The sequence below is a fragment of the Bacillus subtilis subsp. subtilis str. 168 genome (assembly GCF_000009045.1).
Taxonomy (GTDB): Bacteria; Bacillota; Bacilli; order Bacillales; family Bacillaceae; genus Bacillus; species Bacillus subtilis.
On sequence record NC_000964.3, the window covers coordinates 4,052,369 to 4,078,164 of the forward strand.

The 25,796-nt window shown below is 46.5% G+C and carries 29 protein-coding genes; 3 read left to right on the top strand and 26 right to left on the bottom strand.

The window, feature by feature from the left end; all coding sequences use genetic code 11:
• Nucleotides 1-10: 10 nt before the first annotated feature.
• The 15 genes from deoR to yxeF form a co-directional block, all read right to left on the bottom strand.
• A complete protein-coding gene (deoR, locus tag BSU_39430; RefSeq protein ID NP_391822.1) occupies nt 11-952 on the bottom strand; it encodes a transcriptional regulator of pyrmidine deoxyribonucleosides degradation (DeoR-dR5P) in 942 nt (313 codons plus the stop codon).
• Nucleotides 953-1,085: 133 nt separating this feature from the next.
• On the bottom strand, nt 1,086-1,913 hold the full coding sequence (yxxB, locus tag BSU_39440; protein NP_391823.2) for a putative integral membrane protein: 828 nt from the start codon (nt 1,911-1,913) through the stop codon (nt 1,086-1,088).
• A gap of 72 nt (nt 1,914-1,985) precedes the next feature.
• Nucleotides 1,986-3,098 (bottom strand): putative ethanolamine permease, encoded by a 1,113-nt coding sequence (gene yxeR, locus BSU_39450; protein NP_391824.1) that lies wholly within the window; start codon nt 3,096-3,098, stop codon nt 1,986-1,988.
• Between the two features lie 69 nt (nt 3,099-3,167).
• Nucleotides 3,168-4,505: a putative catabolic enzyme gene (gene yxeQ / locus BSU_39460; RefSeq protein ID NP_391825.2), complete on the bottom strand. Its 1,338-nt coding sequence runs from the start codon at nt 4,503-4,505 to the stop codon at nt 3,168-3,170.
• Nucleotides 4,502-5,644 carry an N-acetyl-sulfur-metabolite deacetylase gene (gene sndB, locus BSU_39470; RefSeq protein NP_391826.2) on the bottom strand — a complete coding sequence of 381 codons (1,143 nt, stop codon included), beginning with the start codon at nt 5,642-5,644 and terminating at the stop codon, nt 4,502-4,504. The genes yxeQ and sndB overlap by 4 nt, the downstream gene beginning before the upstream one ends.
• 16 nt (nt 5,645-5,660) lie before the next feature.
• Nucleotides 5,661-6,410 (bottom strand): putative ABC transporter (ATP-binding protein), encoded by a 750-nt coding sequence (yxeO, locus tag BSU_39480; protein NP_391827.1) that lies wholly within the window; start codon nt 6,408-6,410, stop codon nt 5,661-5,663.
• Nucleotides 6,411-6,422: 12 nt separating this feature from the next.
• On the bottom strand, nt 6,423-7,097 hold the full coding sequence (gene yxeN / locus BSU_39490) for a putative ABC transporter (permease) (protein NP_391828.1): 675 nt from the start codon (nt 7,095-7,097) through the stop codon (nt 6,423-6,425).
• 22 nt (nt 7,098-7,119) lie between these two features.
• Nucleotides 7,120-7,914 carry a putative ABC transporter (binding lipoprotein) gene (gene yxeM / locus BSU_39500; protein ID NP_391829.1) on the bottom strand — a complete coding sequence of 265 codons (795 nt, stop codon included), beginning with the start codon at nt 7,912-7,914 and terminating at the stop codon, nt 7,120-7,122.
• A gap of 24 nt (nt 7,915-7,938) precedes the next feature.
• Nucleotides 7,939-8,436 (bottom strand): sulfur-containing aminoacid acetyltransferase, encoded by a 498-nt coding sequence (snaB, locus tag BSU_39510; protein ID NP_391830.2) that lies wholly within the window; start codon nt 8,434-8,436, stop codon nt 7,939-7,941.
• Nucleotides 8,437-8,449: 13 nt separating this feature from the next.
• A complete protein-coding gene (yxeK, locus tag BSU_39520; protein ID NP_391831.1) occupies nt 8,450-9,775 on the bottom strand; it encodes a putative monooxygenase in 1,326 nt (441 codons plus the stop codon).
• A gap of 185 nt (nt 9,776-9,960) precedes the next feature.
• A complete protein-coding gene (gene yxeJ / locus BSU_39530; protein ID NP_391832.2) occupies nt 9,961-10,188 on the bottom strand; it encodes a hypothetical protein in 228 nt (75 codons plus the stop codon).
• Nucleotides 10,175-11,161, bottom strand: a complete 987-nt coding sequence (gene yxeI, locus BSU_39540) for a penicillin V amidase (protein NP_391833.2) — start codon at nt 11,159-11,161, stop codon at nt 10,175-10,177. The genes yxeJ and yxeI overlap by 14 nt, the downstream gene beginning before the upstream one ends.
• 154 nt (nt 11,162-11,315) lie before the next feature.
• A complete protein-coding gene (hadM, locus tag BSU_39550; protein ID NP_391834.1) occupies nt 11,316-12,128 on the bottom strand; it encodes a sugar-phosphate hydrolase (promiscuous) in 813 nt (270 codons plus the stop codon).
• A 39-nt stretch (nt 12,129-12,167) separates the two neighbouring features.
• Nucleotides 12,168-12,725, bottom strand: a complete 558-nt coding sequence (gene yxeG, locus BSU_39560; protein ID NP_391835.1) for a putative integral inner membrane protein of unknown function — start codon at nt 12,723-12,725, stop codon at nt 12,168-12,170.
• Entirely contained in the window at nt 12,706-13,140 is a 435-nt protein-coding gene (yxeF, locus tag BSU_39570; RefSeq protein ID NP_391836.1) for a lipocalin-like lipoprotein, read from the bottom strand. Before yxeF ends, yxeG begins: the two co-directional genes overlap by 20 nt.
• A gap of 88 nt (nt 13,141-13,228) precedes the next feature.
• Between yxeF and cotNE the strand changes: the two genes are divergently transcribed.
• Both cotNE and yxeD read left to right on the top strand, forming a co-directional pair.
• Nucleotides 13,229-13,594: an inner spore coat protein gene (cotNE, locus tag BSU_39580; RefSeq protein NP_391837.1), complete on the top strand. Its 366-nt coding sequence runs from the start codon at nt 13,229-13,231 to the stop codon at nt 13,592-13,594.
• Nucleotides 13,595-13,841: 247 nt separating this feature from the next.
• Entirely contained in the window at nt 13,842-14,195 is a 354-nt protein-coding gene (yxeD, locus tag BSU_39590) for a hypothetical protein (RefSeq protein ID NP_391838.2), read from the top strand.
• 43 nt (nt 14,196-14,238) lie between these two features.
• Here the strand turns inward: yxeD and yxeC are convergent, their stop codons facing one another.
• Nucleotides 14,239-14,637: a putative integral membrane protein of unknown function gene (yxeC, locus tag BSU_39600; protein ID NP_391839.2), complete on the bottom strand. Its 399-nt coding sequence runs from the start codon at nt 14,635-14,637 to the stop codon at nt 14,239-14,241.
• Between the two features lie 177 nt (nt 14,638-14,814).
• Between yxeC and frxB the strand changes: the two genes are divergently transcribed.
• Nucleotides 14,815-15,780 carry a desferrioxamine-and ferrichrome-binding transporter lipoprotein (shuttle system) gene (gene frxB / locus BSU_39610; protein NP_391840.2) on the top strand — a complete coding sequence of 322 codons (966 nt, stop codon included), beginning with the start codon at nt 14,815-14,817 and terminating at the stop codon, nt 15,778-15,780.
• 40 nt (nt 15,781-15,820) lie between these two features.
• Here the strand turns inward: frxB and yxeA are convergent, their stop codons facing one another.
• The 10 genes from yxeA to iolF all read right to left on the bottom strand — a co-directional run bounded on the left by yxeA (nt 15,821) and on the right by iolF (nt 25,790).
• Nucleotides 15,821-16,168, bottom strand: a complete 348-nt coding sequence (yxeA, locus tag BSU_39620; protein ID NP_391841.1) for a hypothetical protein — start codon at nt 16,166-16,168, stop codon at nt 15,821-15,823.
• 13 nt (nt 16,169-16,181) lie between these two features.
• Nucleotides 16,182-18,050 (bottom strand): ABC transporter (permease); efflux of cationic peptides, encoded by a 1,869-nt coding sequence (tpeM, locus tag BSU_39630; protein ID NP_391842.2) that lies wholly within the window; start codon nt 18,048-18,050, stop codon nt 16,182-16,184.
• The gene (gene tpeL / locus BSU_39640; RefSeq protein ID NP_391843.2) at nt 18,025-18,798 is read right to left on the bottom strand and encodes an ABC transporter (ATP-binding protein); efflux of cationic peptides; all 774 of its coding nucleotides are present in this window, start codon (nt 18,796-18,798) and stop codon (nt 18,025-18,027) included. Before tpeL ends, tpeM begins: the two co-directional genes overlap by 26 nt.
• A 143-nt stretch (nt 18,799-18,941) precedes the next feature.
• The gene (tpeK, locus tag BSU_39650) at nt 18,942-19,919 is read right to left on the bottom strand and encodes a two-component sensor histidine kinase [YxdJ] (RefSeq protein NP_391844.1); all 978 of its coding nucleotides are present in this window, start codon (nt 19,917-19,919) and stop codon (nt 18,942-18,944) included.
• Complete coding sequence (gene tpeJ / locus BSU_39660; protein NP_391845.1) at nt 19,916-20,605, bottom strand: two-component response regulator [TpeK(YxdK)]; 690 nt, start codon at nt 20,603-20,605, stop codon at nt 19,916-19,918. Before tpeJ ends, tpeK begins: the two co-directional genes overlap by 4 nt.
• A gap of 107 nt (nt 20,606-20,712) precedes the next feature.
• Nucleotides 20,713-21,585: a 2-deoxy-5-keto-D-gluconic acid 6-phosphate aldolase gene (gene iolJ / locus BSU_39670; protein NP_391846.1), complete on the bottom strand. Its 873-nt coding sequence runs from the start codon at nt 21,583-21,585 to the stop codon at nt 20,713-20,715.
• A gap of 20 nt (nt 21,586-21,605) precedes the next feature.
• A complete protein-coding gene (gene iolI / locus BSU_39680) occupies nt 21,606-22,442 on the bottom strand; it encodes an inosose isomerase (RefSeq protein ID NP_391847.1) in 837 nt (278 codons plus the stop codon).
• Between the two features lie 85 nt (nt 22,443-22,527).
• Nucleotides 22,528-23,397 (bottom strand): putative sugar-phosphate epimerase/isomerase, encoded by an 870-nt coding sequence (iolH, locus tag BSU_39690; protein NP_391848.1) that lies wholly within the window; start codon nt 23,395-23,397, stop codon nt 22,528-22,530.
• A gap of 19 nt (nt 23,398-23,416) precedes the next feature.
• The gene (iolG, locus tag BSU_39700; protein NP_391849.2) at nt 23,417-24,451 is read right to left on the bottom strand and encodes a myo-inositol 2-dehydrogenase/D-chiro-inositol 3-dehydrogenase; all 1,035 of its coding nucleotides are present in this window, start codon (nt 24,449-24,451) and stop codon (nt 23,417-23,419) included.
• Between the two features lie 22 nt (nt 24,452-24,473).
• Nucleotides 24,474-25,790, bottom strand: coding sequence for an inositol transport protein (gene iolF, locus BSU_39710; protein NP_391850.2), 1,317 nt, complete (start codon nt 25,788-25,790; stop codon nt 24,474-24,476).
• Between the last annotated feature and the right edge of the window lie 6 nt (nt 25,791-25,796).

Sequence of the window (25,796 nt, forward strand, 5' to 3'; positions counted from 1 at the left end):
TTTGAACGTGTCACAAATCATTAACAAGCGCCCTCGCGGTATGCTGGTCAATGATTAAAACGTTGGCATATTTTCCGGTTAATGCTCCGTGAATGGAAGATACTTTTCTGCTTCCGCCGGCAACTAAAATGGAGCGTTCCTTCAGTCTAAGGTCTTGAAGCTCAACACCGATGGTCCGGTCATTGATGGCGCTGCTGCAAATATTCCCTTTCGCATCAAAAAAGCGTGAACAAATATCCCCGACGGCCTGTTTTTTCAGCAGGGCTTTCTCTTCTTCGTTAAAATATCCGAGCCGAAACAACAGCGCTTCATCACGGACAGTCCCGACCGTAAAGAGAGCGATATTCGCCTGCTTGCCCATCTCAATGATCCGTTCAATATGACGGTCTTTCTCCACCATTCGCTTCACATCCGCATTATCAAACACGACGGGAAGCGGGAGATAGCGCGGCATCGTTTGAAAAGCCTCTGCAAACAGCTGAATCGTTTCAGCCGAATACGTGTTTACCCGGGAATGGCTGATGCCGCCTTTCAGCTGGACGACCTCGACGCCTTTTACCTGCTTCGGCTGCATGTTTTGCGCGATTTGATACATGGTGGTTCCCCAGCTGACGCCGACAATGTCGCCGTCTTTTACCGTTTCATGCATATATTCTGCACCATAGCGGCTTAGGTCATGTGTAATTCCTGCATAATCGGGTGTCGGGGAAAACACAACATGCGCCTCAAGGAGCCCGTATTTCTCTTCAAGTATGGAACCGAGCGCATCCAAATCCTCAAAAGGGTCCATGACGCGAATCTGGACATACCCTTTTTCCTTTGCATATTGCAGCAGCCGGGAAACGGTTGGCCTTGAAATGTTGAGCTGCTCAGCAATTTGCTGCTGACTGTAGTCAGACTGATAGTAAAGCCTTGCCGCTTCTATGCTTAATTGCTGTTTTTCCCGATCCATTCTGCACCTCCCTGTGGATCAGTCCTGATAAAACTGCTTTTGATTTGCTTTTATTATACAGGCTGGCGCCGGCTTTCATCCACCTGATTTCTAAGAAACTGAAAAACGCTCTGGGCGCGGACCTGCCCAGAGCTTACTTCTCCCAAGTCATATGCTGATAAATGCCTTTCATAATGGCGTACATTCCATATAGGATCAGGCCTAATGCCAATATAGACAGAATCAATTTGCCATGCGGCTGCTGCGCGAGTTCTGCGAGCGCGCCGTCAAAGCCTCTTGTGTCGTCGGGATCAGCGGTCATGGCTGTCTTGATGAGAAAATAGCCGATAGCCGAGAAAATAATGGCCCGGGCGATATTGCCTGCGCGTCCTGTGTTTTTCGTGATGCATATCATCTGTTTGTTCATTTTTGATGTATCGAATTCTTTCATAAAAGCAGCCCGAACGCCTTTCATAAATTGAACAATCGCAAATACGATAAAACCCGCACCCGTAAGCCCTGTGAGCCATTGGCCGAACGGCTGCGCCAATACATAAGCGGACCACGTCTGTTCTGAAGTGCCGCCGTCCCCTTGGCCAAACACAAATCGCAAGGCATTCCAAGCGATGGATGTGTAAACAGCGGCACTGAAAAAGTTTCCTATTCTCCGCGACAGGCCTCGCCTGCTGTTTCCGTGCCCCTCCGTGTCCTTGATCGCGCTTAACACCATCCAGATCACATAGCCGATAAGGCCGATGCCTATAAAAAAAAGCAATAGTGACCCATACGGCATGCGTGATAGCGTTTGGAGAGCTCCGCTCGAATCTTTGGCGCGGCCTGCCCCGGCAGCCGTCATAAAAGCCAAAACCCCAAGCAGAATAAAAACGCCGCCGAATGCAAAATAACCAAGCCTCCCGAATCGTTTGATCCAAGGCTTGGTTTCCTGTTTTATTTTTGACATGTACCGGTCTTTCACCGCCATGTGTCCAACCCTCTTTCACAGAAATCTTTACTGTAACATTCCCGATTGAACAAAGTTGAAACAGCTCCTGCCTCAGCTATGGCTGGCTGAGATACGTTTTTGCTGTTTAGCTGATTGTGCAGGTGTCATCCAAGCAGCCGCTGCGGCAGCTGTGACTCCGCCTGCTAATTTCCCAATGATCATGGCCGCCGCCATTTCTTTTTTCATTCCAGCTACAAAACCGAGATGGCTGCCGAGTACAAAGGCGCCGCTGACCGCAAACGCGACATTGATGACCTTTCCTCTCGGCGTCATATCCTTTAATGAAGCCAGCATTGGGATATGATGCGCCAAAGAGGTCACTAAGCCTGCTGTTGCTGTCTCATCTAAATGAAGGCATTTCCCCAGAGCCTGAAGCGGTTTTTTAAAGGTTTTTGTAATAAATGCCGTCATCGGGAACGCCCCTGCCAGAGCAATGGCGATGGTCCCTGTCGTTTGTATCCCTGTCTCGACATTCTCCATTCCCGGAATCAGCACAATGCCGGTCATCGTTTCAACAGAAACAGCTGCAAGCCCGATAATCGCAACCATACTGACCGCTTTCCCGAAGAGATGAAACAACTGAATCATTCTGTCGGTGTATCGCCATAACCCAAAAGCGATGACAGCAGATAACAGACTCGGGATCAGAAGATTTTTACCTATCATGCCGATGTCAAAGCCTGCGCATAATCCGCCGATTAAGCAACCGATCGGCACTGTGCACAGCCCGATTAATATGCCTTTCGCAAAATACGGATGATCCTCTTTTTCGATGATGCCAAGAGCGACGGGAATCGTGAAGACGATTGCCGGCCCCATCATTGTTCCTAAAAACACCCATGAAAACAGCCCGGCCTGCGGATCTTTCGCCATTTCTCCAGCCAGCGCATATCCTCCCATATCAATCGCCAAAATGGTGTTCGCAAAGGAAGAAGGATCCGCGCCAATCGCTGTGTAAAACGGAGCAACAATGGGAATCAAGATTGCTGCCAGCACGGGCGCCAGCGATACAATTCCGATCATGGACAGCGCCAGCGGCCCCATAGCCTTAAAGCCGTCCGCAAACCGCTCGCCTAGCCCCCATCTGTTTCCCAAACAATAATCCGCTGCTCCCCATAGTAAAAAGGCAGCCAAAATGAATACAACCGCGTCATTCACCGTCATGGTTTTCTCCTTTTTCAAACGTATGATTGGTTTTATCATATCATCTGAAATCACCGAATAGAGTTGATCTTATTCAATATGAGCTAAAAATTCTTTTATATCGGCTTTTTCAACGGCTGTTATAATGCGTCGCGCTTTTTCTTGCGGGACCGTTAATGTCAATTTTTCTATTATGTCTTCTTCAGACAGCTCATTTCCTGGTGCCCCTTTTGGGCAGTCCACACGCGCTTCGCAAATCCGGCCGTCTGATAAATAGGCCCGGACAATCGTGAAACGGCCTTTTGGAACGGCATGAGGAGCCGGCTGAATAGCATTGTCATATACGCGCTGAATTCGCCCCATTGTCGTTTGAACCCCGTTTGGGATCGGCTGGCTGCTGAAATGTTCAACGGTCAGGCCGTGTCCATGCAAAGCAAGAGCAATCACATATTCAACGCTGAAACGGCCTTCCTCTCCAGCTTTTGGAGATCTTTCCGTCAATGCAGCATCTCCGCCTGGCGGAAATATCACTTCAATACGTTCGGTATTGGCAGCAGAAATGGTTTCTTCGGAGATAAGCTGTCGTACCGCATCTGCAGCATGGTGTGCCGCGGAACAAAATGGATAGATTTTAAACCATAGACCCGGCTGCACAATTCTCCACGGTGCCCCCCAATCGTTTAGCAAAGTGTGTTGTGCTTTCTCAACGTCACCGTACAGACTGAAGAAACCAGTTTCTCCATCAAGTGCCGTGCGGGACCCGCCAAATTCTGATTGGGCCAGCTTAACGGCCAGCAAGCCAGCCTGAGCCGCCAAACCGGCGTGCAGCGGTTTCATTTCTGTTCCAAATTGCACCCTCATCCCAGCAGATTGCGTAGCCGCAAAACCAATTGCTTTTTCCAACTCTTCCTGAGTCAGCTCCTCAGCATAACCTACGGCGCAGGCAGCAGCGATGGCACCAAGCGTACCTGTATTATGCCAGCCCTTCTCATAGTGGCGGCTGCCAATTGATTCTCCCAGCCGTGCCATCACTTCAACACCAACAACATAAGCGCCAAGAAGCCGCTCGTCATGTCCGCGAGCGGCAGAAGCAATAAGGGCCGGTACGATGACTGCACTGGGGTGTCCTCTTACATCGGAGTGGACATCATCAAAATCCAATGCATGGGCGATAAATCCATTGAGCATCGCGGATTGTAATGGCGCGGCCTTTTTGCCCTGTCCGATAACAGGAACAAGGGGCCGGCCTCCTTCATCCTCTATCAGACGGAGGAGCTTTTGAATTCCTTTATCTTCTCTTCCTGCGAATGAAGCGGCAGTAAAATCAAGTAATCCCTTTTTTGCTTCGTGAATCGCGTCAACTGAATGCTCAGGTTGTGACGTTCTCACAGCCTCTGCAAGACCTGCTGTCAGCCCTTGTTTGCTCATTTGATGGTCTCCAATACAATAACCGCCAGCTCCGCAAAGTATTGAGAGGCAACCGTAAGGGCTTCTTCATCCAGTGTAAAGGCCGGATGATGCCACTCCTCCGTCCCGTTCGTTCCCATCCAGACAAAAAATCCCGGAATCTTCTCTTGATACAGAGCGAAGTCTTCTCCGCCCGGAGACTGCTCAGCGTGAACGGTTTGATAGCCAAGCCGTGCCGCAGCTTCGGATGCCGCATTCAAAAATGTGCCGTCATTCTGAACGGAAGGCAAATAAGGAAACCACTTGAATTCTGCTTGTGCCCCATAGCCCGCTGCAATTCCTTCAGCCACTCGTCTCATATGCTCGGGAACAGCCTGCCTCGCTTCTTTTTGAAAGGTTCGAACCGTCCCCTCCATTTCAGCTTGGTCTGGAATTACGTTCCACGAGGTGCCCGCCTGTACTCTTGTGATACTGACGACTGCGTTTTGCAGTGAGCTGATATTGCGGCTGACCACAGATTGCAGCCCGCTGATGATTTGTCCGGCTGCAGCGATTGGATCAATACTGTTATTTGGGATGCCGGCGTGCCCGCCTTTCCCTTTGATGACGATCTCAAATCGGTCAACACTTGCCATGAGCGGACCTTCCTTTACACCAATGGTCCCGACAGGCAGATCCGGCTTATTGTGCATGCCGAAAATCGCAGAAACGCCATTAAGTACGCCAGCTTCTAGAACCTTTCTTGCTCCTGCGGCAATTTCTTCGGCCGGCTGAAAGATAAAGCGGACTGTACCTTTCAGCTCGGCCCTTCTTTGATTCAGCAACATCGCTGTGCCAATAATAGAAGCAGTATGAAAATCGTGTCCGCACGCATGCATTGTGCCATCAACCTTAGATGCAAATGGAAGATTCGTCTGTTCTTGGATCGGGAGCGCGTCAATGTCCGCTCGTATTGCTATCACGGGGCCGTCTTCCCGTCCTTTGATTTCTGCAATCACACCAGTCTTCAATTGAGGGACATCAAGTATTTCGATTTGCTCCTCCTCAAGCCAACGGCGGATTTTTTTCGTCGTTTCAACCTCTTGAAATGACAGTTCAGGATGTTCATGAAGATCACGCCGCATATTGATTAAACGGGTATGAAACGCTTTGTCGGCCATTGTTCTTCTCCCCTTCTTATATAAGCTCTGCAGGCTCTCCCACCTGCTTGATAAATCGTTTCGTCCGTTCGTTTTTCGGATGGTCAAACAGTTCCTCTGGCGTTCCCTGCTCGATAATATGGCCGTCTGCCATAAAAATCACTTGATCAGCAACCTCTTTTGCAAACGCCATTTCGTGTGTAACAATGATCATCGTTGTTTGTTTTTCCGCAATGGACTTGATGACCTGAAGCACCCCTGTGACGAGCTCAGGGTCAAGCGCTGACGTTGGTTCATCCAGCAAAATCGCATGCGGATTGACCGCAAGCGCCCGCGCAATGCCGATTCGCTGCTGCTGGCCGCCGGACATTGTGATTGGATAGCTGTCAGCCTTATGCTCCAGACCGACTTGTTTCAGAATCTCCATTCCAATACGTTTCGCTTCGTCGCGTGGTTTATGTTGAGCCACGATTAAAGCTTCTGTAATGTTTTGCAGAGCCGTTTTATTTTTAAACAGATTGTAGTTTTGAAAGACCATGGCCGTTTGCTGGCGAAGCCGATGTGCTTCCTTGCGTGTAAACTTTTCCGCATTCAGTTTGGCTTCTCCGATTTCAATAAGGCCTTGATCCGGACGCTCTAATAGATTTAAGCACCGGAGAAGCGTTGATTTTCCGGAACCGGACGGACCGATGATTGCCACCACTTCTCCGCGTTTCACTTCTAGATCGATTCCGTCGAGCACGACGAGATCTTTAAACGCTTTGCGAATATTTTTTACTGTTATCAACTGATTTCACCTCTAAGTCCGGTATGGCTTGCTCATGGCACGTTCAAACAAGTCCTGCAAAATGCTGTAGATAATGGTAAGAACCCAATAGACGATCGCAACCGCCAAATACGTCTCAAAATATTTGAGGTTTCCTGAAGCGTACATCTTCCCTTGGGCGAACATCTCCATGACCCCTAATGTAAAGGCCAGTGACGTTTCTTTCAGGAGCCCGATAAATGTATTGCCCGTTGCCGGAATCGCATTTCGGATCGCTTGCGGCAAAATAATCCGTCTGTATGCCTGAAATTTTGTCATACCGACAGACAGGCACGCCTCCAGCTGCCCGTCATCAACAGAATTGAGGGCGGCCCGGAAGATTTCTGCCAAATAAGCTGCGTTTTTTAAGCTTAACCCGATGATGGCAGCTGTGAGAGCTGTCATTTTGCTCATCTCTGGAAATAGCTGCGGCAGCCCGTAATAGATTAAGAACAGCTGTACAAGTGTCGGCACGCCTCGGAAAAAGGATATATACAGCTTTGACAGCTGATGAAGCACTGGAATTTTGTTTTTTGTAATGAGTGCGAGAATAAGTCCTCCGATAATGGCAAAAATCATAGCTGCTATTGCCATAAACAAGGTGATCGGAAGGGCCTGAATTAAAGTCGGGAACGCTGATATCATGAATTCCCAATCAATCGTGTTCATTCTGGTGAGTCACCGCCGTTTCTTAATGCTTCTGTTCTACTGTGATATCTTCATTAAAGTATTTTTCAGAGAGTTTTTTCAGTGTTCCGTCTTTACGCAATTCATCTAGGGCCTTATTGACTTTTTTGCGGAGCTTGTCGTGCGCATCGTCCTTGGCAAATGGGAATGCAACCTGTTCGTAAACAATCGGATCTCCTGCAAGCTTTAATGGCAAACCGGTCTTCTTGATTTGCGCGATCAATACAGTTCGGCTGTTGACATAAGCGTCTACACGGCCGTACGCAACATCCTTCAGCGTACCCTCTTGTGTTTCGTACGTTTTGATATTGATTTTTTTATCAGGATCTTTGCTTTCAAGGTTTTTCGCGTGGTTTGAACCGAGAACGGCTGCGACTGTCTTGCCTTTTAAATCGTCTACTGATTTGATGTCTGTATTGTCTTTTTTGACGACAATCTGTGTTCCCGCATAAGCGTATGGTTTCGTAAAGTTATACGTTTCCTTACGTTCGTCTGTCACAGCTACCTGGTTGGAAATGGTGTCAAGCTTGCCTGTTTGAAGCTCTCCCATCAGCCCGCTGAATTCAAGCAGCTTCCAGTCCAGTTTCATGTCAATTTTCTTAGCGACTGCTTCCATCACTTCCACGTCAAAGCCTGTCAGCTTTCCGTTTTCTTTATAAGCAAATGGGTAACTTTGTCCTGTCGCACCGACATGAAGCACATTGTCATCCTCTTTACTGCTGCTGTTTCCATTGCCGCAAGCTGAGAGCACCGCTAATAATGCAGCAACGACCAGCACTGTCCATTTTTTCATCTTCATTTGATTTTCCCGCCTTTTCTATTTTTATAGATCATGTCGCAATTGTTTTTTCATATAGACTGTGATATGCCCTTTTCCAAGGTCTTGTTCACCTGAGCGGACATATCCTTTTCGTTCGTACATCTCAATCAGCCACGGATGCTTATCCGCTGTTCCGAGTGAGACAAACGGAACCTTTAACGTATCGCGAAGGATTGTTTCCTCCAGCCATTGAAGCAGCTTTGTTCCGATTCCTTTTTTACCGGTGTCGGGGTCCACAGCAAACCACCAGATATGCGGAACGCCATACGGTCCCGGCTGTTTTCCCCAAGGCATTCTCAAGGTGATGGTCGCGATGATCCGCCCGTCTTCTTCCATGACGTAGCAAGCATTTTCCCGAATATTTTTCAGCACCAAATCCAAATCCGCATGAGCAGCAGCAAAACGAATGCCGAGCTTTCGAATCGGTTCATAAGCCCGCAATGTCAGCTCGAGAAGCTGTTCGGCATCACGTTCAACTGCAAGGCGGTATCGTGGCTTCATCTAGCGTTCCTCCTTACTTTGCATAGCGGTTTACCGGCTTTTCCAAACCGAAGTGCTCTCGTAATGTTGTGCCTTCATATTCTTTTCTGAACACGCCGCGCTCCTGTAAAATCGGAACCACTTGATCAACAAACACTTCAATTCCTTCTGGAAGAAGCGGAGGCATGATGTTAAACCCGTCACACGCTTTCGTATCCACCCATTCCTGCATCTTGTCGGCGAGCTGCTCCGGCGTGCCGACGAAGATATGGTGGCCTCTGGAGCCTGCAACGTATTTGTAAAGCTCTCGTATCGTCATATTGTCACGTTCAGCCATCTCCTGAACAAGCTTGAAGCGGCTCTTCACCGCATTGGAAGCTTCGGCGTCAAGCTTCGGCAGCGGCCCATCAAGCGGATATGCCGACAAATCAATTCCGCCTAAGTAATTTTGGAGAATTTGCAGACCGACAGATGGGATAATCAGATCTTGGAGCTCCTTGTATTTGGCTTGCGCTGCTTCTTCTGTATCGGCAATGATTGGGAAAATACCCGGCATAATGGCAATTTTTTCTGGATCACGTCCGAATTCCGCAGCCTGTTCTTTAATGGATTGATAAAATTCTTGAGCTGATTCCAGGTGGTTTTGTGCTGTGAAGATCACTTCGGCTGTTTTGGCAGCCAGCGCTTTTCCGTCTCCTGATGATCCTGCCTGGATAATGACCGGCTGGCCCTGCGGGGTTCTTGAAACGTTTAGAGGTCCGCGAACCGAGAAATATTCTCCTTTGTGGTTCAGCTCATGCATTTTTTCTTTGTCAAAGAATTCACCCGTTTCTTTATTACGGATAAAGGCGTCCTCTTCCCATGAATCCCAAAGCCCCTTTACAATCTCGACAAATTCCTCTGCCCGCTGATAGCGCAAATGGTGTTCAAGGTGCTTTTCACCGCTGAAATTCAGCGCTGTTGATTCAATAGATGAAGTGACGACGTTCCATCCGGCACGGCCATTGGACAGATGATCCAATGACGCAAACTGTCTGGCAATATGGAATGGCTCGCTGTATGTAGTGGAGGCTGTTGCTGTCAGTCCGATTTTTGATGTGACCTGCGCCAAAGCAGAGAGCAGGGTGAATGGCTCAAACCTTGTTAATACATTTGGATGTGATTTGCTGTCAATTGAAAGGCTGTCCGCTAAAAACAGCATATCCAGCTTGCCTCGCTCCGCTGTTTTCGCAAGCTCTTTAAAATAATCCAAATTCATGCTCGCATCTGACGGCGCGTCCGGGTGCCGCCAAGACGCAACATGATGGCCTGTACCTGCTAAAAATACCCCTAATTTGATTTGTTTCTTTTTGCTTGTCATGGCGATACTCCTTTTATCATGTTTTTAGGCTGAATAATCCGAAAAATAAACTCCTATATTCCTAGTCGTTTAATATGAATAAATCAAAATGTACCTTTGTCTTGGACGTTTGTCAATGAGTTAAGATTAATTTTTTCTATTCAAGCGAAAAGACCCTTGCGTGACCATGAGGGAACGGCATTGATTCATTCAACTAGTGCAACCTCTATATCGGCAAGAAAACTGAGTCTAATGAAGCAAAGACTCAGTTTTCTTCCAATAATTTCATATAAGATTTCGCCATTTCCTTTGCCTTTTCTTCGCTTTTGCAAACCGCCTATCCATTCAGACGCCGTAACGATTGTATAAAAAAACAGCTGACTCCAGATATTCAAACCGGAATCAGCTGATTGATGTGAATTAATTAAGCTCATGAATACTCTCTTCTGCTTTAGCGGAAAACACTTTAGGCTCCAAACAGTCAAGGTCTTCATGAAATAAATTTACTTTTTGGATTTGCCGATTGTCATAGTGGTGGAAATAGTAGTTTCCAGTTTCGTTGCACATCACGGAAGTATATTGCGTATAATGAATTTCGTCTTCTTCCGTTATCACTGCGCCCTTTGGTATCGTCATATTTGCCAAAATTTGAAAAGCGGCTGTTACACCTTTCGTTTCATCGGCCGCCGGCTCTAGATGTTCTTTCAAATAAACAGCTCTGACAAACCGGGAAGGCGGTGTATAATCCCCCGGCAGACCAACAGTTCCTAAGCCTTGGCCAAAAGCAGAAAGGGCTAATCCGCCCATCTCTTTGCTCTCTAATTGCTTCGGTCTGATTCCTGTATATTGCTGCAGATTGGTTACATGCCATATAAAGTCGGGGCTGTTCGTCATGACACCAGGTTGATTATCATAGACTTTGAGGCCGTCTGCTCTTGGTTCTATCGTCAGGTTTCGGCCCGTCCGGTCTGACAATATCCAGTGAAGCGGTAAAACTGTATCCAATAGATCTAATTTTTTCTCTACAATCGTTAAAGATCGAATCTTTTCTTTTACGTCTTCCAAAGACTGACAGACTGACAGCACCCATGTCACAAACTCATGCGGGACAATGTGAACGGTATCTTCCCGTATCGTTTTTTCGTACTCCGCATAGCCCGGAAAATAAAGCGCCGCACAAGATAAACCGCTTTCATTAATGCCGTCGGCAAATAATATATTTCCAAGTTTTCTCCCCATACCGATAAACGCGTACTGTGTCTGATGGGCCCTTCCGTCAGCTTCACTGTTCCAGCTGTAACGGCGCGGATAGAGAATCACCTCTGTCCCCAGCTGAAATGCAAAATCCATTGTTCTTGCTAATACATGTTTACGGTCAGCAGTTTCCAATGTAAGACTTGTGCACATTTGATCAGTCCCCTTTTCAATTCAGATTAATATCATACATATTGTGAACGAATTGGTTTTATCAGCATAACGAAAGTCAAATCGATTCGTCAAAGAATTGACATTACATCAAATAAAACGAAAAAATCCAGCCTTTAGAAGGCTGGATTTTTTATTATTTAGCCAAAACAAGCTCGTGAATCGCATGTGCAACGCCATGTTCATTATTGGAGCGTGTTTGAAAGTTTGCTGCTTCCAATACTTCTGGGATGGCGTTTGCCATGGCAACCCCGCAGCCCGCCCATTCGATCATTGTCAGGTCGTTCCCGTTGTCGCCTATGCACATGACTTCCGCCTGTTCAATTCCAAGCAGCTGAGCCAGCTGGCGTACAGCATTTCCTTTGCTGGCTTCCGAGTGCAGAATTTCATAAAAGAAAGGCGCGCTTCTGACCATTGTATATTTTTCTCTCACGTCTTTTGGAATCGATGTAATGACGCGGCTTAAGTTCTCCGGTTTATCAATAAACATCACTTTCGGGATGAGGATATCTTTTGGCACCTCGTCAATCTTGCGGAAATGAAGCGGCACCTGTGTCACATAGGATTCGTATACGGTAAATTCGCTAATATCCCGGTTAGGCGTATACAAATTAGATGAGTCAAAGAAATGCATCGGCGTCTTCAGCTCTAAGCTCAGGTCATATAATGAAGTCAAATCATCATAACCGAGAGACAGCTCTGAGACCACTTCATTTGTATGCGTATTTTGAACAAGTGCTCCATTATACGCAATAACATAGTCGCCTTCTTCAATTAAATTCAGTTCATCTAAATATCTCTGCACACCCCCGATAGGCCGGCCGGTGCAAAGCACAATTTTGACACCTTCCGCTTTTGCCGCGTGAAGGGCGTCGCGGACCTCCTCTGTTACTTCATGATGATCATTTAAAAGTGTTCCATCCATATCAATTGCAATTAGTTTGTACATCCTGCATCTCCTTCATGTCGTTTTCAGGCTATAGTCCCATCATATCGTTTTTTCTTTTTGATATTCAACCGGAAGAGATGGTTTTCTCCGGATTCTGTTTAGACGCCGCCCTTGTCTTCGGATACGCAAGCGCGGTTTCCGCTTTCTTTCTGCCTTGACGCCGTTTTCTGCTTTTTTCTGTTTCATCAGCAGAAAGCCGGCAGCTAGAAAAGGAATGCCGGTTATATTCAAGATGGCAAGCTTCACACCCGCCGCGATGAAAAAGAACCCCCATGAAGATGATGGATTCCGTCTGATCATGACGTAAGCCGCCATTTCCAGAACGATCAGGATGGCATGAAGCACTATGCCATAAATCAGCAATACAAGGGCAAAAAACAAAACATAATTCACGATTGCCCCTGAGTACATCATAGCGCGCATCATTTGTATAAACGATAAGGACTGCATGGAGCCGCTGATGACATTAGGGTTATAGATCGTATAGTCACTAAATAAATGTTTGACTTTGAGAAAAGCCCATAATATAAATATCCATTGAATGATATGTAAAACAAGCCCCGCTGCCACCAGTCTTTCAGCTTTTTGATTTCTCATCTTTCTCCTCCCTGCCGGTCTTTGATTCGATTCTTGTCATCGTTTTTCTCTGTCCATTTTGCTCCCATATCAATGTCCCGTTTTCTCCTCTTTTCAGCGTGCTTTTGAGCGGATAATAAGGGCCGAGGTACTGAATCTCGATAGACCCGTCAGTGCTTTGGGAAATCACCTTGTATGCCATAAAAGGCAGCTGTACCTCTCCTCTTCCTTCCATCACTTCCGTTTCCACAACCTCGTCTTCGGTAAATGTGACTGTTGCTGATTTCACACCGTCCGTTGGCCCGGGGGCACGCCCCTCATCCCACGTTCCGTAATAAAACGGCGTCTCTTCTTTTTGCTGCTGGCAGCCCGATACCATGATGCATACAGCAATTAAAAACAAAATGCCATATTTGTTTCTCAAGGGGATCACCATTCTTTCCTCCTTTTTTGGGCGAATGCCGTGCCACTGTGCCAATGACTACATAAGTTATAAGGAATTCACCCACAAGGAGACTGATCACATGAACCCTTATCAATATTACAGCCCTCAGCTGCCTCAGCAGGAACCTTACTATAGCCACTATGAGTACAATCCTTATCCGCAGCAGGATGTATACGATCCATACCAAATGGACAGACAGCCGGCATTGGAAAGAAGAATCGCAGCACTTGAACGGCAAAATGAACAGCAGTCAAGAGAATTAACCCGTCTGACAAACGAAGACCGCCGTCAAAATCGGGAAATTGCACGGATTGCCGAACAGGTCAATCAGTTAAGCCAGGCTGTTGAACGCCATACACGCCGCCTAAATCGGCTCAATCAGCGCCTCCGTACAGTAGAAAACCGGCTGAATATCCCATTTACTGCAGGGGAAGGCGGTTTCTGAGCGAAACAAAGAAAAAAAGCGGAATACGATTCTCCCATCTCAGGGTTTCGTTTTCCGCATTTCTTATATGTTAAAACGGAACATTTACATAAAAAGGGTTTGTACCCAGTATACAATCTTTACCGTTTTCATTCAAAGATAGAGGGGCTGAGGAAAATAATTGTAGTTCCTCTTTGACGGAATTTCTTTTCATTCAAGTTGCATGATAATACCGACTCACGTCAATCGATACATGGAGGGATCATTCATGCATAATACACAACACGGCTTGCAGCAGCTGAACCAATGCCGCCAAACTGCTCAGCAGCTCATTCAGCAAACACAGCAAAGCAGCCAGCAATATCGCCAAATGCTTCATCAGGAACAGCAAAACATCCAAATGCTGCAGCAGATTCTAAACCACGAACAACAAGCTGCACATACCATTCAGCAAGCACTGCACGGGCATGACATGGCGATTCAAAAGTGCCAGCAGGTTGTCAACATGTGCAACCAAATGCAACAGGAACTTACTGGACAATCCAGCGTCATGAATACGAATGTGTCTACACTTCCATTCGGCCAAAACACGACATTTCAGCAGCAATCCTACCAGCAGTAACATATAAAAAGCTCAACACAATGCGAGTGTTGAGCTTTTTTTCTTACTGTTCTTTGCGAATATGTATATCCTGAATAGACTGTTTCGGTGCATGAAATCTGCTCTCGGCTTCACTTCTTGCCTCGGCAAAAGCCCGCGCCTCCACATGATCTTTGTAGACATCCAGCTGAATCAAATACAGCGGGCGCACTTTAAATCCATGAATAATGGTTACCGCCCATAACGGGACCACAATAAAAACACCGGGCAGATCGGGCAAAACAAAACCAAACGCAAAAATGAAAAAATAAATGATGCCGTACATGATCCACTTTCTATTTCTAACCTTGATGCCAATAAATAAAAAGGCAAAAAAACTGGTAATGGCAAAAGGCATGAAAATAAACAGCATCCACCAGCTATGCAGCCATTCCCAAGCGGCACCTCTTTTTGTAATTCCCATATTTTTCTCCTCCTATTTACCTATAATAATCGATTAGGCACACCGCGTCACCCATAAACGGGAAAAACTTTCTCCCTTAAAAATAGTGATAGACGGAGAACAGGTTTCTTGCTATATTATTAATTGATAATGATAATCATTACTAATCTATTGAGATACATAGTGGGAGGGTTCTTGATGAAAAAGAACATATTGCTCGTGGGCATGCTTGTGCTGCTTCTCATGTTTGTCAGCGCTTGCAGCGGCACGGCTTCTAAAGGGAGCTCAAGCGATTCTGCTTCCGAAAAAACAGAAATGAGAACATACAAATCACCAAAAGGGAACGTCAACATTCCTGCACATCCGAAACGCATCGTCACTGATTTTTATGCCGGTGAATTGCTGTCTGTCGGGGCCAATGTGGTCGGCTCAGGCTCATGGTCATTTGATAATCCGTTTTTAAAATCAAAGCTGAAAAATGTGAAGGATGTTGGTGATCCAATAAGCGTTGAAAAAGTGATGGAGCTTCAGCCTGACTTAATTGTTGTCATGAATGAAGAGAATGTTGATAAATTAAAGAAAATCGCTCCGACTGTTGTCATACCTTATAACACAGCGAAAAACGTAGAAGACACAGTCAGCATGTTCGGAGATATCGCCGGAGCGAAAGACCAAGCAAAATCCTTTATGGCTGACTTTAACAAAAAAGCGGAAGCAGCTAAGAAGAAAATTGCCGGCGTCATCGACAAAGATGCAACCTTCGGCATTTATGAAAACACAGACAAGGGCGAATTCTGGGTGTTCAATGACAATGGCGGACGCGGCGGCCAAGCTGTATACAATGCACTTGGGTTAAAAGCGCCTGAAAAAATTGAGCAAGATGTCATCAAAAAAGGAGAGATGAAACAGCTCTCTCAAGAGGTTATTCCTGAGTATGCCGCAGATTATATGTTCATTACGGATTACAACCCGAAAGGCGAAAGCAAAACACTCGACAAGCTGGAGAATTCCTCCATTTGGAAAAATCTTGACGCTGTTAAACATAATCGCGTGTTTATCAATGACTTTGACTCGTTCTACCCGTACGACCCGATTTCTGTCAGCAAACAGGTGGATATCATCACCGACATGCTGATCAAACGGGCCGAAGAAAATAAAAAATAAAAAAACGGCACAGTCATGACGCTGTGCCGTTTTTTATGATTCACTTTAATTTTGACTGTACGGAGTCCGGCATATCTTCAAACTTGACTTCTTCCCAAGTCTCGACATACTTTCCTTTCGCCTTCACCTTCAAATACGCGTTCTTCCGAAGCTCTTTGCCGGCGAAAAAGGTCACTTCTTCTTTTTTCCCGGATGCATTATATCCGTCTAATGTATATTCAGTACCGCCCGGACTAAGATGTCTGCCATCTCGATCAATCTGAACATAGACATCTTGCTGGTGAATAAACGGATTAAATCTGTCTGTAACATCGTTATGAAAAAAGAGAAGCCCGCATATTACGGCAGCAGCCGCCAAGACGGCCAGGATTGCCATTGCTTTTTTCATCTTTGCACTCCCCTTACTTGTTCATTTTTTTCAAATAGCTTGACCGCACCGCGAGGAAGAATAGAAGCTGAAAAATGAAAAACCCTCCGATGGTGAGACTGAGCGGCCCCGCTACATCGGAATATCCTTCCACAGCCAATGTTCTCAAGGCAAACAGTGTATGCATGACGGCAATGACAAATGGAAAGAAGAAAAGAATCGCCAATTGTATTGTCACGCTTTGCGCCATTTCTCGCTCACTCAGGCCGATTTTGGCCAGTGAACGGTAGCGCTCCCGGTCTTCATCTAAATCAGTGAACAGCCTGAAATATAAGAAACTTGCTGCCGCGACAAAGAATACAATTGCGATAAACAGGCCGATAAATAGACTCAGGCTCGGCAGCTGCACCGTATCATAGTAAGTCCCCGCTTTTGAAGCAAAATCAGAATGCACGTCGATATAATTGCCGTAAATCTCATTTTGCAAGGATTGGCTGATCTCAAGACTGTCTTTCCAATGATCATAGCTGTAGCCGTATAATGACGCTTTATCACCGAGTGATTTCAGCTGATCAAAGGTTTGATCATTCACCGCGATGATAGCATTCAATGAGATCAGCGGTTTTTTGACTTCTTTTACCGACAGTTTTTGATCAGACAGCTCCCCTTTTTGGTTCAGCAGCTTCAGCTGATCCGGCGCTTCGTTTTTGAAATTGCGGTCATACGTTCCCGGGAAATAGACAGCCTCGTCTTCTTTCAGGCCGTTCACTTTGACATGGAAGTATTTTGCCGCATCCGATTCACTGATCATGTAAACAGGGGGAACAGTTTCTCCTTCCTGATAGCGAACATAGGAAACATCTATTTTGTCTTTCGTATACGTAAAACCGTGTGTTTTCAGTTCATGGTCAATATCTTTCAAATGAGTCTGTTCTTTTGGATTGTTGCTGTAAGATAAATACTCCATTTCATAAGCGGACTCTTCCGCTCCGACGGTCGATTTGTACATTGCGAGCACGCCTGTCGCAGTAAACGCAACCGCGGAAATAATGCTGACAATAAAGAACAGGCGGGCGTTGTCTTTTAGACGATAGACAAGGTCAGAAACCCAAATGATGTTTTTCCCGCGCAGATAAAAGGTTTTCCACTTCTTCAGCGCGCGCAGAATCCATATGCTGCTTTGGCTGAAAAAGAAATATGTTCCGATAACGGTGAGCAGTAAAATGATAAACGGTTCGGCCCCGTGGACATTGCCTTTAAGAACCATGCCGTACCCGCCGCACAGACAGGCGATGCCGAATAAGGACAGAAGCACGGACGGCTTAGGCTCCGGTTTAACCTTGCCAGTGCCCTTTATTAATTTGATAACCGTATTTGATCTGACAAAAAGGATCGTAAACTGCGATAAAAAGAAAAATAAGAGCAGAAATCCGCAGGCCGTAATACCGAGCGCTTTCCAAGGCATATACAAAGGCAGCGCGTCCATTTCTAAAATATAAGCGCCGACCGTAAAGAACGTCTTTGAAAAAATGAATCCTCCGATAATACCGGCTGCAATTGACATGACGCCGATGATCATATTTTCCGCAGTAATGAGCTTTCTCAGCTGCCCCGGCGTGATGCCCTGCATGAGCAGAATGCCGAATTCTTTATTTCTCGATTTCAAAAATGCATTAACCGAATACAGAACAAATAAGAAAGAAAAAACAAAGATCATCCATTCCGCGGCGGTTAAGCCTTTTTTGGCGATGTTATTCAGGTAGCCTTCCTTTAATGCCGGATGAAACAGGAACATCGCAAAGGTAAAGAAAATCAAAACGGAAAAGGCGCTGCTTAAAAAGAATGCAAGATAGGCCCTTTTGTTTCTCGTGACGTTTTTATAAGCGAACTGAAGAAAGGTCATTTGCGTTTCCCCCCAGCATAGACAGCACATCGAGAATTTGTTCATAAAATACTTGGCGGTTTTCCCCGCGGTAAATCTCATTAAACAGTTCGCCGTCTTTTATAAAGATGACGCGGCGGCAGTAGCTTGCCGAAACCGGATCGTGGGTCACCATCAAAGCCGTGACATGATCATCCCGATTCAGGCTCTGCAACGTTTCCATGACGTCTTTTGTCGCTTTGGAATCAAGGTTTCCAGTTGGTTCATCGGCCAGAATGAGTGACGGCTTATGAATGACCGCTCTTGCGATGGCGGCCCGCTGGCGCTGGCCTCCGGATACTTCAAACGTCCGCTTGTTAAGCAGGTTTTCGATACCGAGCTTTGCCGCGATGCCGTGCAGTTTTTCTTCCATTACAGACGGCGCTTCTTTTTCAAGCGTTAACGGCAGCATGATATTTTCACCGATCGTCAGCGTATCCAGAAGGTTGAAATCCTGAAACACAAATCCGAGCTGCTTGCGGCGGAAATGAGCGAGCTTTGTCCGCTTCAGGCGATGCGGGTTTTCTCCGTTAATCAGGATATCGCCTGAATCTGGACGGTCAATCGTTGAAATGATATTCAAAAGCGTTGTTTTTCCGGACCCGGACGGCCCCATCACCGCCGTGAACTCGCCTTCTTCTATTGAAAATGAAATTTGCTTTAAGGCCTGATAGGACACTTGTCCTTTATAGGTTTTATTTATATGTTTGACTTCAAGCATATTCGCCATGAAAATCCTCCTTATGGTTTTATTCTTGTTGATCTGGGCTGCTTTCATGTAGTGCCGGGACGTTCAACATAAAAATCCCCTTGACATAAATCCATGTTATCAAGGGGAAACAAAGCGGGCTATGTTGTTTTCTTAACGCAGCCTTACATTTTTGTAAGAAATGAAAATCGAACTGATGTCCCTTCACCGGGAGACGAGCTGATGTCCACCGTATGATTGAGCTTATCTGTAATTTCTTTGACGAGATGGAGGCCGATTCCCGTAGATTCTTGGAAACGCCGCCCGTTTTCACCCGTGTAATAAGGGTCAAACACCCGCTTGATGTCTTGTGAGGGAATCCCGACACCGTAATCTTTGACTTCAAGCACCGTCCTGTCTTCATCGCAGAAGACATTCAGCTCAAGTCTGTCACTCTTGCCCGCTGAATACTTGACCGCATTTGTGACCACTTGGCCAATCGCAAATTTGAGCCATTTGGCATCGGTGTAAATCTGATGATCATCGCAAACGTTCATTTTCGGATAAACGCGATATTGAATAAAAAATCGTTTATAGCTTTGAATAACTGATTGGAGAAGCTCGGACAGGGAAACCGCTTCGATTTTAAAATCCCGTTCAAACAGGTCGAGCCTTGAAGAATAAAGAAGCGTCTCCAGCCCGAATTCAATCTGCCGGACTTCTTTTTTGATTTGTTCAAAAACGGGCTCATCCTCTTCTTGAATGATTAAATTAATGACCGACAGCGGCGTCTTTACTTGGTGCACCCATTGATTCATATACGTCACCCGCGCGTCAAGCTTGGCTTCGGTCTCATGGAGCTTCTGGTGCTGCAGCCGGATCAGCTCCATCTGCTTTTCATACAGCTCTGAACAGAACACTGAAGAACCGAGATACGGGATATCCGTCCCTTCCTGCCCCGAGCTGAGCCAATGATACACGCCGCGGTCTTTGTACCAGCGATAGGCAAGATAGCCCGCCAAAATAAGAAGCTGCACGCCCAATATGTAAAACAAGTGAGAAAAAGAATGAAGACCCGCAAACCAGTAATAAAAGAAGACAAACAGCCCTTGAAGGAGAAAAAGCAGAATCAGCACTGCATGAGACCGGAGAAACAGCTTCATGACTGCGCCCTCAGCTGGTAGCCTTCGCCCCGCACCGCTTCAATAGAAACAGGCGCATTCAGCTCCCGCAGTTTTTTTCTGAGCCGCGTGATATACACGTTAAGTGTATTATCATCGATGAATATGTCGGTGTCCCACGTCTTTTCCATGAGACGGTCCCGACTCGTCACCTTTTCTCCCCGCTCAAGCAGCACTTCCAAAAGCTTGCTTTCTTTTTTAGAAAGCTCACTTTTTTCATCCTGAAAACGCAGTTCAAACCGTTCCACAAAGAGCTGAACGCCGGCATATTCAACCACTTTCTCTCCCTGCTTTGCGGCGTACTCCCCGTACGCCCTCCGGATCTGGCTTTTGATTTTCGCAAGCACAATATCATAAGAAAACGGTTTTTCGATATAATCGTCTCCCCCATTTTCAATCGCCATCACCTGATCCATTTCCCCGCTTCTGGCAGAAATAAAGATGATCGGGCTTGTGGAGTGCTGGCGGATCTGCCGGCACCAATAATATCCGTCATATGCCGGCAAATTGATATCAAGCAGCACCACATCGGGCTTTTCCCGCAAAAAGACATCAAGAACAGCTGTAAAATCCGCGGCGACCACTGTTTGATATCCGTATTTTTCAAGGTAATTCTGCAATAGTCCGCGAATGTCTTCACTGTCTTCCACAATCATGATTTTATTCAAACTGAACCACTCCCGTTTCTTACACTGCTGCCATCATCATAATCGTTTTGGGCGTATGGACGCAACACCGCACAAAAAAACCGCCATCTCGGCGGTTTCTGGTCTCTTTAGCCGACCTGCTGCTTAGCTGCTTTACCGGCTGATCCGAACTCTCTCATTTTGCTTCGCACTGTCTCTTCCACGGCTTCAATGCCGGGTGTCAAATAGCCGCGCGGTTCGTACAGATCGCTGTTTTCCTGAAACATGCGGCGTGTTTCGTCTGTCCACGCTACCATACATTCCGTATTGATATTGATCTTCGCGTGGCCGAGCGTGATGGCTTTTTTGATCTGATCCTGCGGAATCCCGGATGCCCCGTGAAGAACGAGGGGAATATCAGTCATGCGGGAGATAGCCTCCATTTCCTTAAATCCGAGATTCGGCTCACCCTGATATTTGCCGTGTACAGAGCCGAGGGCGGCGGCCAGCGCGTCGATATTGGTTTCTTTAACGATCCGCTCACATTCCGTGATATCCGCATAGCGGACCCCGCCGACCAGTCCGTCTTCCATTCCGCCGACCGTGCCGACTTCGGCTTCTACTGACACGCCGTGTTTTGCGGCATAATCGGTGACTTCTTTTGTCATCGCGATATTCTCGTCAATCGGCTGATGGGAGCCGTCAATCATCACTGAGCTGAATCCGGCATCAATGGCCTGTCTGCAGCGTTCCGCACTGCTGCCGTGATCGAGATGAAGCACGACCGGAACGGTAATCGCCATGTCCTCTATTAACGCGCCGACCATGGCGGCAATCGTTTTAAATCCGCCTAAATAGTCGACCAGGCGATCGGAAGCCGCGGCGATGACCGGTGATTGCTCCTTTTGCGCCGCCTGCAAAATCGCCTTCGTCCATTGCAGGCCGTTGATATTAAACTGGCCAATTGCATATTGCTCCCGCTTTGCATCTTCAAGAAGCTCTTTCATCGATACAAAAGCCATATTCACCCCTCCTTTATCCATTACATGCTGAAGTATTTTGATACGACATCCACTGTTGTTTTTTTCGCTGTTTGAATGGCTTCCTCAGCAGTCAGCTTATAGTATTCAGGCCGGAAGAGCTCAACCGAAACAACATCAGAGAAGCCGATTTCCTTCAGTGCTGATAAGTGGGCATCTAAGTCAATTGCCCCTTGTCCCGGCCATACACGATCCTCATCTGTTAAAAAGCCGATTGGGAAATCTTCTGTATCATCAATATGATAGATGAAGATTTTCTTTCCGTCCGCCTGCTTTAAGCTCTCAATATTTGAACCCATTGCATGGAAGTGAAAACTGTCAAGGACAAGCCCGACATTGTCACGGTTAACTGTGTTTACAATCTCATACGCCTGTTCAAACGTATTGACCGTACATTGCGGATGGCCGACAAACTCAAGCGCGATTTTTACGCCGTACGGCTCCGCGATATCTGACAGCTCAGTCAGCACGTCTACACTGCTCTTTTTGATCTCTTCTTTTACAATCTTCTGCTCTGTCACAAGCGGAACGGCCACCACATATTTCACACCGAGGGTTTTGCATGTTTCCATCATGCCTTTAAATTCAGTGATGATCTCGTTGTGACCCTTTTCATCACGGTTGTTGAAGAAAACGAGTGCGTTTAAGGCAAGCGGTTTGATGTGGTGGGTTTGAAAATATTCCGCAAGGTCATCCAATGAATGATCTTTTAAGTACTCCGGCAGCTTATCCATAGTACGGATTTCAATATAATCATAGCCATGCTTTTCGCATAGTTCTAAATCCAGTTTAAGGTTTGAGTTTTCCAATGTTGTCGCTTCATTAAAACAAAGTTTCATGCCAGACTCCCCCATCTGCGTTTTAGATATGAAGGGAGTTCGGCAGGAAGGCTGTCGCCATATCCCGCCGAACTCCATGCTCAGCTTATGCCAGACCTAATTCTTCTTTCATTTTCTTAAGCATAAATCGGCTTGATTCATCCGCTCTTTCATCGACCCAAGCAAATACGGCATTCGTCGCAATTCCGTCGAACTTCATCTCTCTCAGTTTTCTGAAAATCGTATCAAAATCAACCTCGCCTTGGCCAATGTCCAAATGCTGGTGAACCGTTACTTTCGCGTCAGGCGGATTGACGATGTAGCGAAGGCCATGAGCCGCTTTATGATTATAGGTATCTGCAAATAAAACATGTGTGAGGCGGTCGCCGGCTTCGTCAAACATGGTCTCGATGTCGCCTTTGCCGTCATCATAGAAGAACGTATGCGCAGTCGAGTAGACAAGATTGATCCAATCCTTGTCAAGCGCGCGGATCATATCCATCGCACCTTTGTGCGTTTCGATAAAATCATATGGATGGGCTTGAAGATTGAGTTTAATGCCTTCTTTTTCAAAGACTGGCAGAAGCTCATCCATGGATTTGATAAATTTTTCTTCACTTGTTAAAGGATCATATTTTGAACCGCTGAATTCGCTGTTCATCAAATCCACTTCAAGTTCAACCGCAATTTCGATTGCCCGTTTCCAGTTGCGCACTGCTGCCTGGCGGCGGTCTTCATCGGGTCCCGCCCAGTGGTAAAGAGGAAGAAGCGATGAAAGCTTAACACCTGTATCTCTTAAAAGGCGCTTTAATTGTTTGATCTTTGCTGAATCGACTTTCGGATATTTATAAAACGGGCAAAAATCCTCGCGCGGCGATAATTCGATATATTCATAGCCGAGCTCTGCCGTTTTATAGACCATTTCCTCTAAAGTTAAATCATCACGATACATGGATGGATCCAATGCTAACTTCATATTTTCACTCCTCTGTTTTTTAGTTTTGAACTGTTGTAAAAGATTGATAGAATTCCGGTTTTTCCTTCAATTCAACCTTTTCTTTTTGTCCAGATTCCTGGGCTTTTACACACGCGTCAGTCGTGACAGCAGCAATATAGCCGTCCCATGCCGTCGGTCCGCTGACCTCGCCTTTCTTTTGAATCGAATCAATAAAGTCTTGGATTTCCACATCATACGCAGCGACAAAGCGTCTCTGCCAATCCATCAAAATATCAGTGCTGAATCTGCCTTCTTTTCTCAAGCTGATGCTTGATGGCTCGGGAAGCTTGATGATGCCGTCTTCTCCGACGATTTCACATTGAATGTCATAGCCGTATTTACAGTTCACATAGATTTCAGCATTGATGACGATACCGCCTTTTGTTTCAATCACGACGATTTGCGGATCTTTTAAATGTGGAAGCGCGTTTTTTGATTTTTTCGGATAGATGACTTGAACGGACTCGTAGTCATCATTGACGAGCCAGTGGAGCACGTCAATTTCATGAACAAGCGTGTCGACTACAGCCATATCCGTTGTATAGTTATCTCCTACAGTCGGGTTGCGGTGCGCGCAGTGAATCATAAGAGGCTCGCCGATGACATGATTATCGAGCGCTTCTTTCAGCTGTACGTAACCGCTGTCATAACGGCGCATGAAGCCGACTTGAACAAGGCGTTTGCCCACTTTGATTTCTTCTTCGACAATGCGCATGCATCCTTCAGCCGTTGTCGCGAGCGGTTTTTCACAGAACACATATTTCTGGGCTTTAATCGCTTTCAGCACGCTTGACTCATGCGCAGGCCCCCAGCTTGTCACTAAAACAGCGTCTACATTTTCGTCTGCAAGCAAGCTGTCATCATTCGGATAAACCGTCGCGTTTAATTGGTATTGCTCAACGACCTTTTGTGCAGCTTCTTGATTAACATCCGTTACAGCTACAATTTCCGCGCCTGACAGCTTGTTCGTGATACGGTTAATATGTTCTTTTCCGATTGCTCCAGTTCCAATTACGCCAATACGTAAACTCATTGACAGCCACTCCTTCTGTTGGTTACATGATTTTGCTTTCTGTTCCTTTCTTTACTTGGCTCTGAGGAGACCCGTAGAGTTCCTCTTGAATTTGTTCAAGCGACTTGCCAGACGTATTCGGCGCAAAGAGCAGCCCGATGATCATACTGGCCGTCACACATCCGAGAAGAATTGCAGCCATCGTTCCAATGCCGAAATTGGTGATAATCATTGGGACAAACAGACTCCAAATCCCTATTGAAATACGGACAAGGAAAAACATCAGTCCTTGTGCGGAAGCACGATATTGCGTAGGAAAGATTTCGCTGGCCCATAACTGATAGTTCGCTTGCTGCCCGGCTCCGTTATTGATGCCGATCACGACAATAAACAGGAGCAGAATCGGCAGGCCTTCAACTGGCAGCAGAAACAGTGTCCACCCGATCACCGCCATGAAAGCGGCGATTCCAAATACGGTTTTTCTATATTTGTCGGCAAAGGGCATGAAGATCAAGGCGACCCCCAATCCTGTGAAGATAAACAGCCCCATTTGCAAAAGGTTGGCCATGTTGGCAGATACACCGCCGACCTGCTGATAAATGTATGGCATAAAGAAGCCCATGACCCCGGCGGCTAGGTTCCAAACCAAGTACACACCCATCAAAAACAGGATGCTTTTTAGATACATAGGCTTGAGCAAATCAAAATACGATGTCTTATTCAATACAGCCGGCTTCTCTGCCTGAGCTTCCTCCGGCTGATTTTTTGTCTGCCAGGCGTCTGATTCCGGAAGCCTGATTCTCAGGATGTACGTAATCAGCGCAATCACAAGCAGATGGGCAAATACGATTTTATTCCCCAAGAGTCCCAAGTCACCGGCCAGTACGGAGAGGAGCAGTACAACGACAGCGCCCGCGGCCCAAGCGACTTGTGCTACGCCGCAATGCCTGGCCCGATTCTTCTTTGGCGCATTTTCCGCAATAATGGTCCATGACGCGGTTATGTCAGCCCCTACTGATAAACCGATAATGATGTAACCGCTTAACAACATGGGGAAATTAACCCCGAACAAAACCAAACAAATCCCTAGTGCATAAACCAGCATACTATTGGTATAAACAGCCTTCCGTCCGACTTTATCAGCCAGAAACCCGCCAAGCAGCGCGCCGACAGCGGCAGAAATCGCATTTGCGCTCAACGCGCCGAGCAGCCCGATTTGCGTATCGGATAGCTTAAGGTAACTGACCCATAATGATAAACCGGCGGAGCCTGCCACAATTGAACCGGCATCAATATAGTTGGCCAATGCTGCCGCGATTGTCCGTTTATTGAAGGCTGAATCTCCATTGGTATTGCCCATATGTTC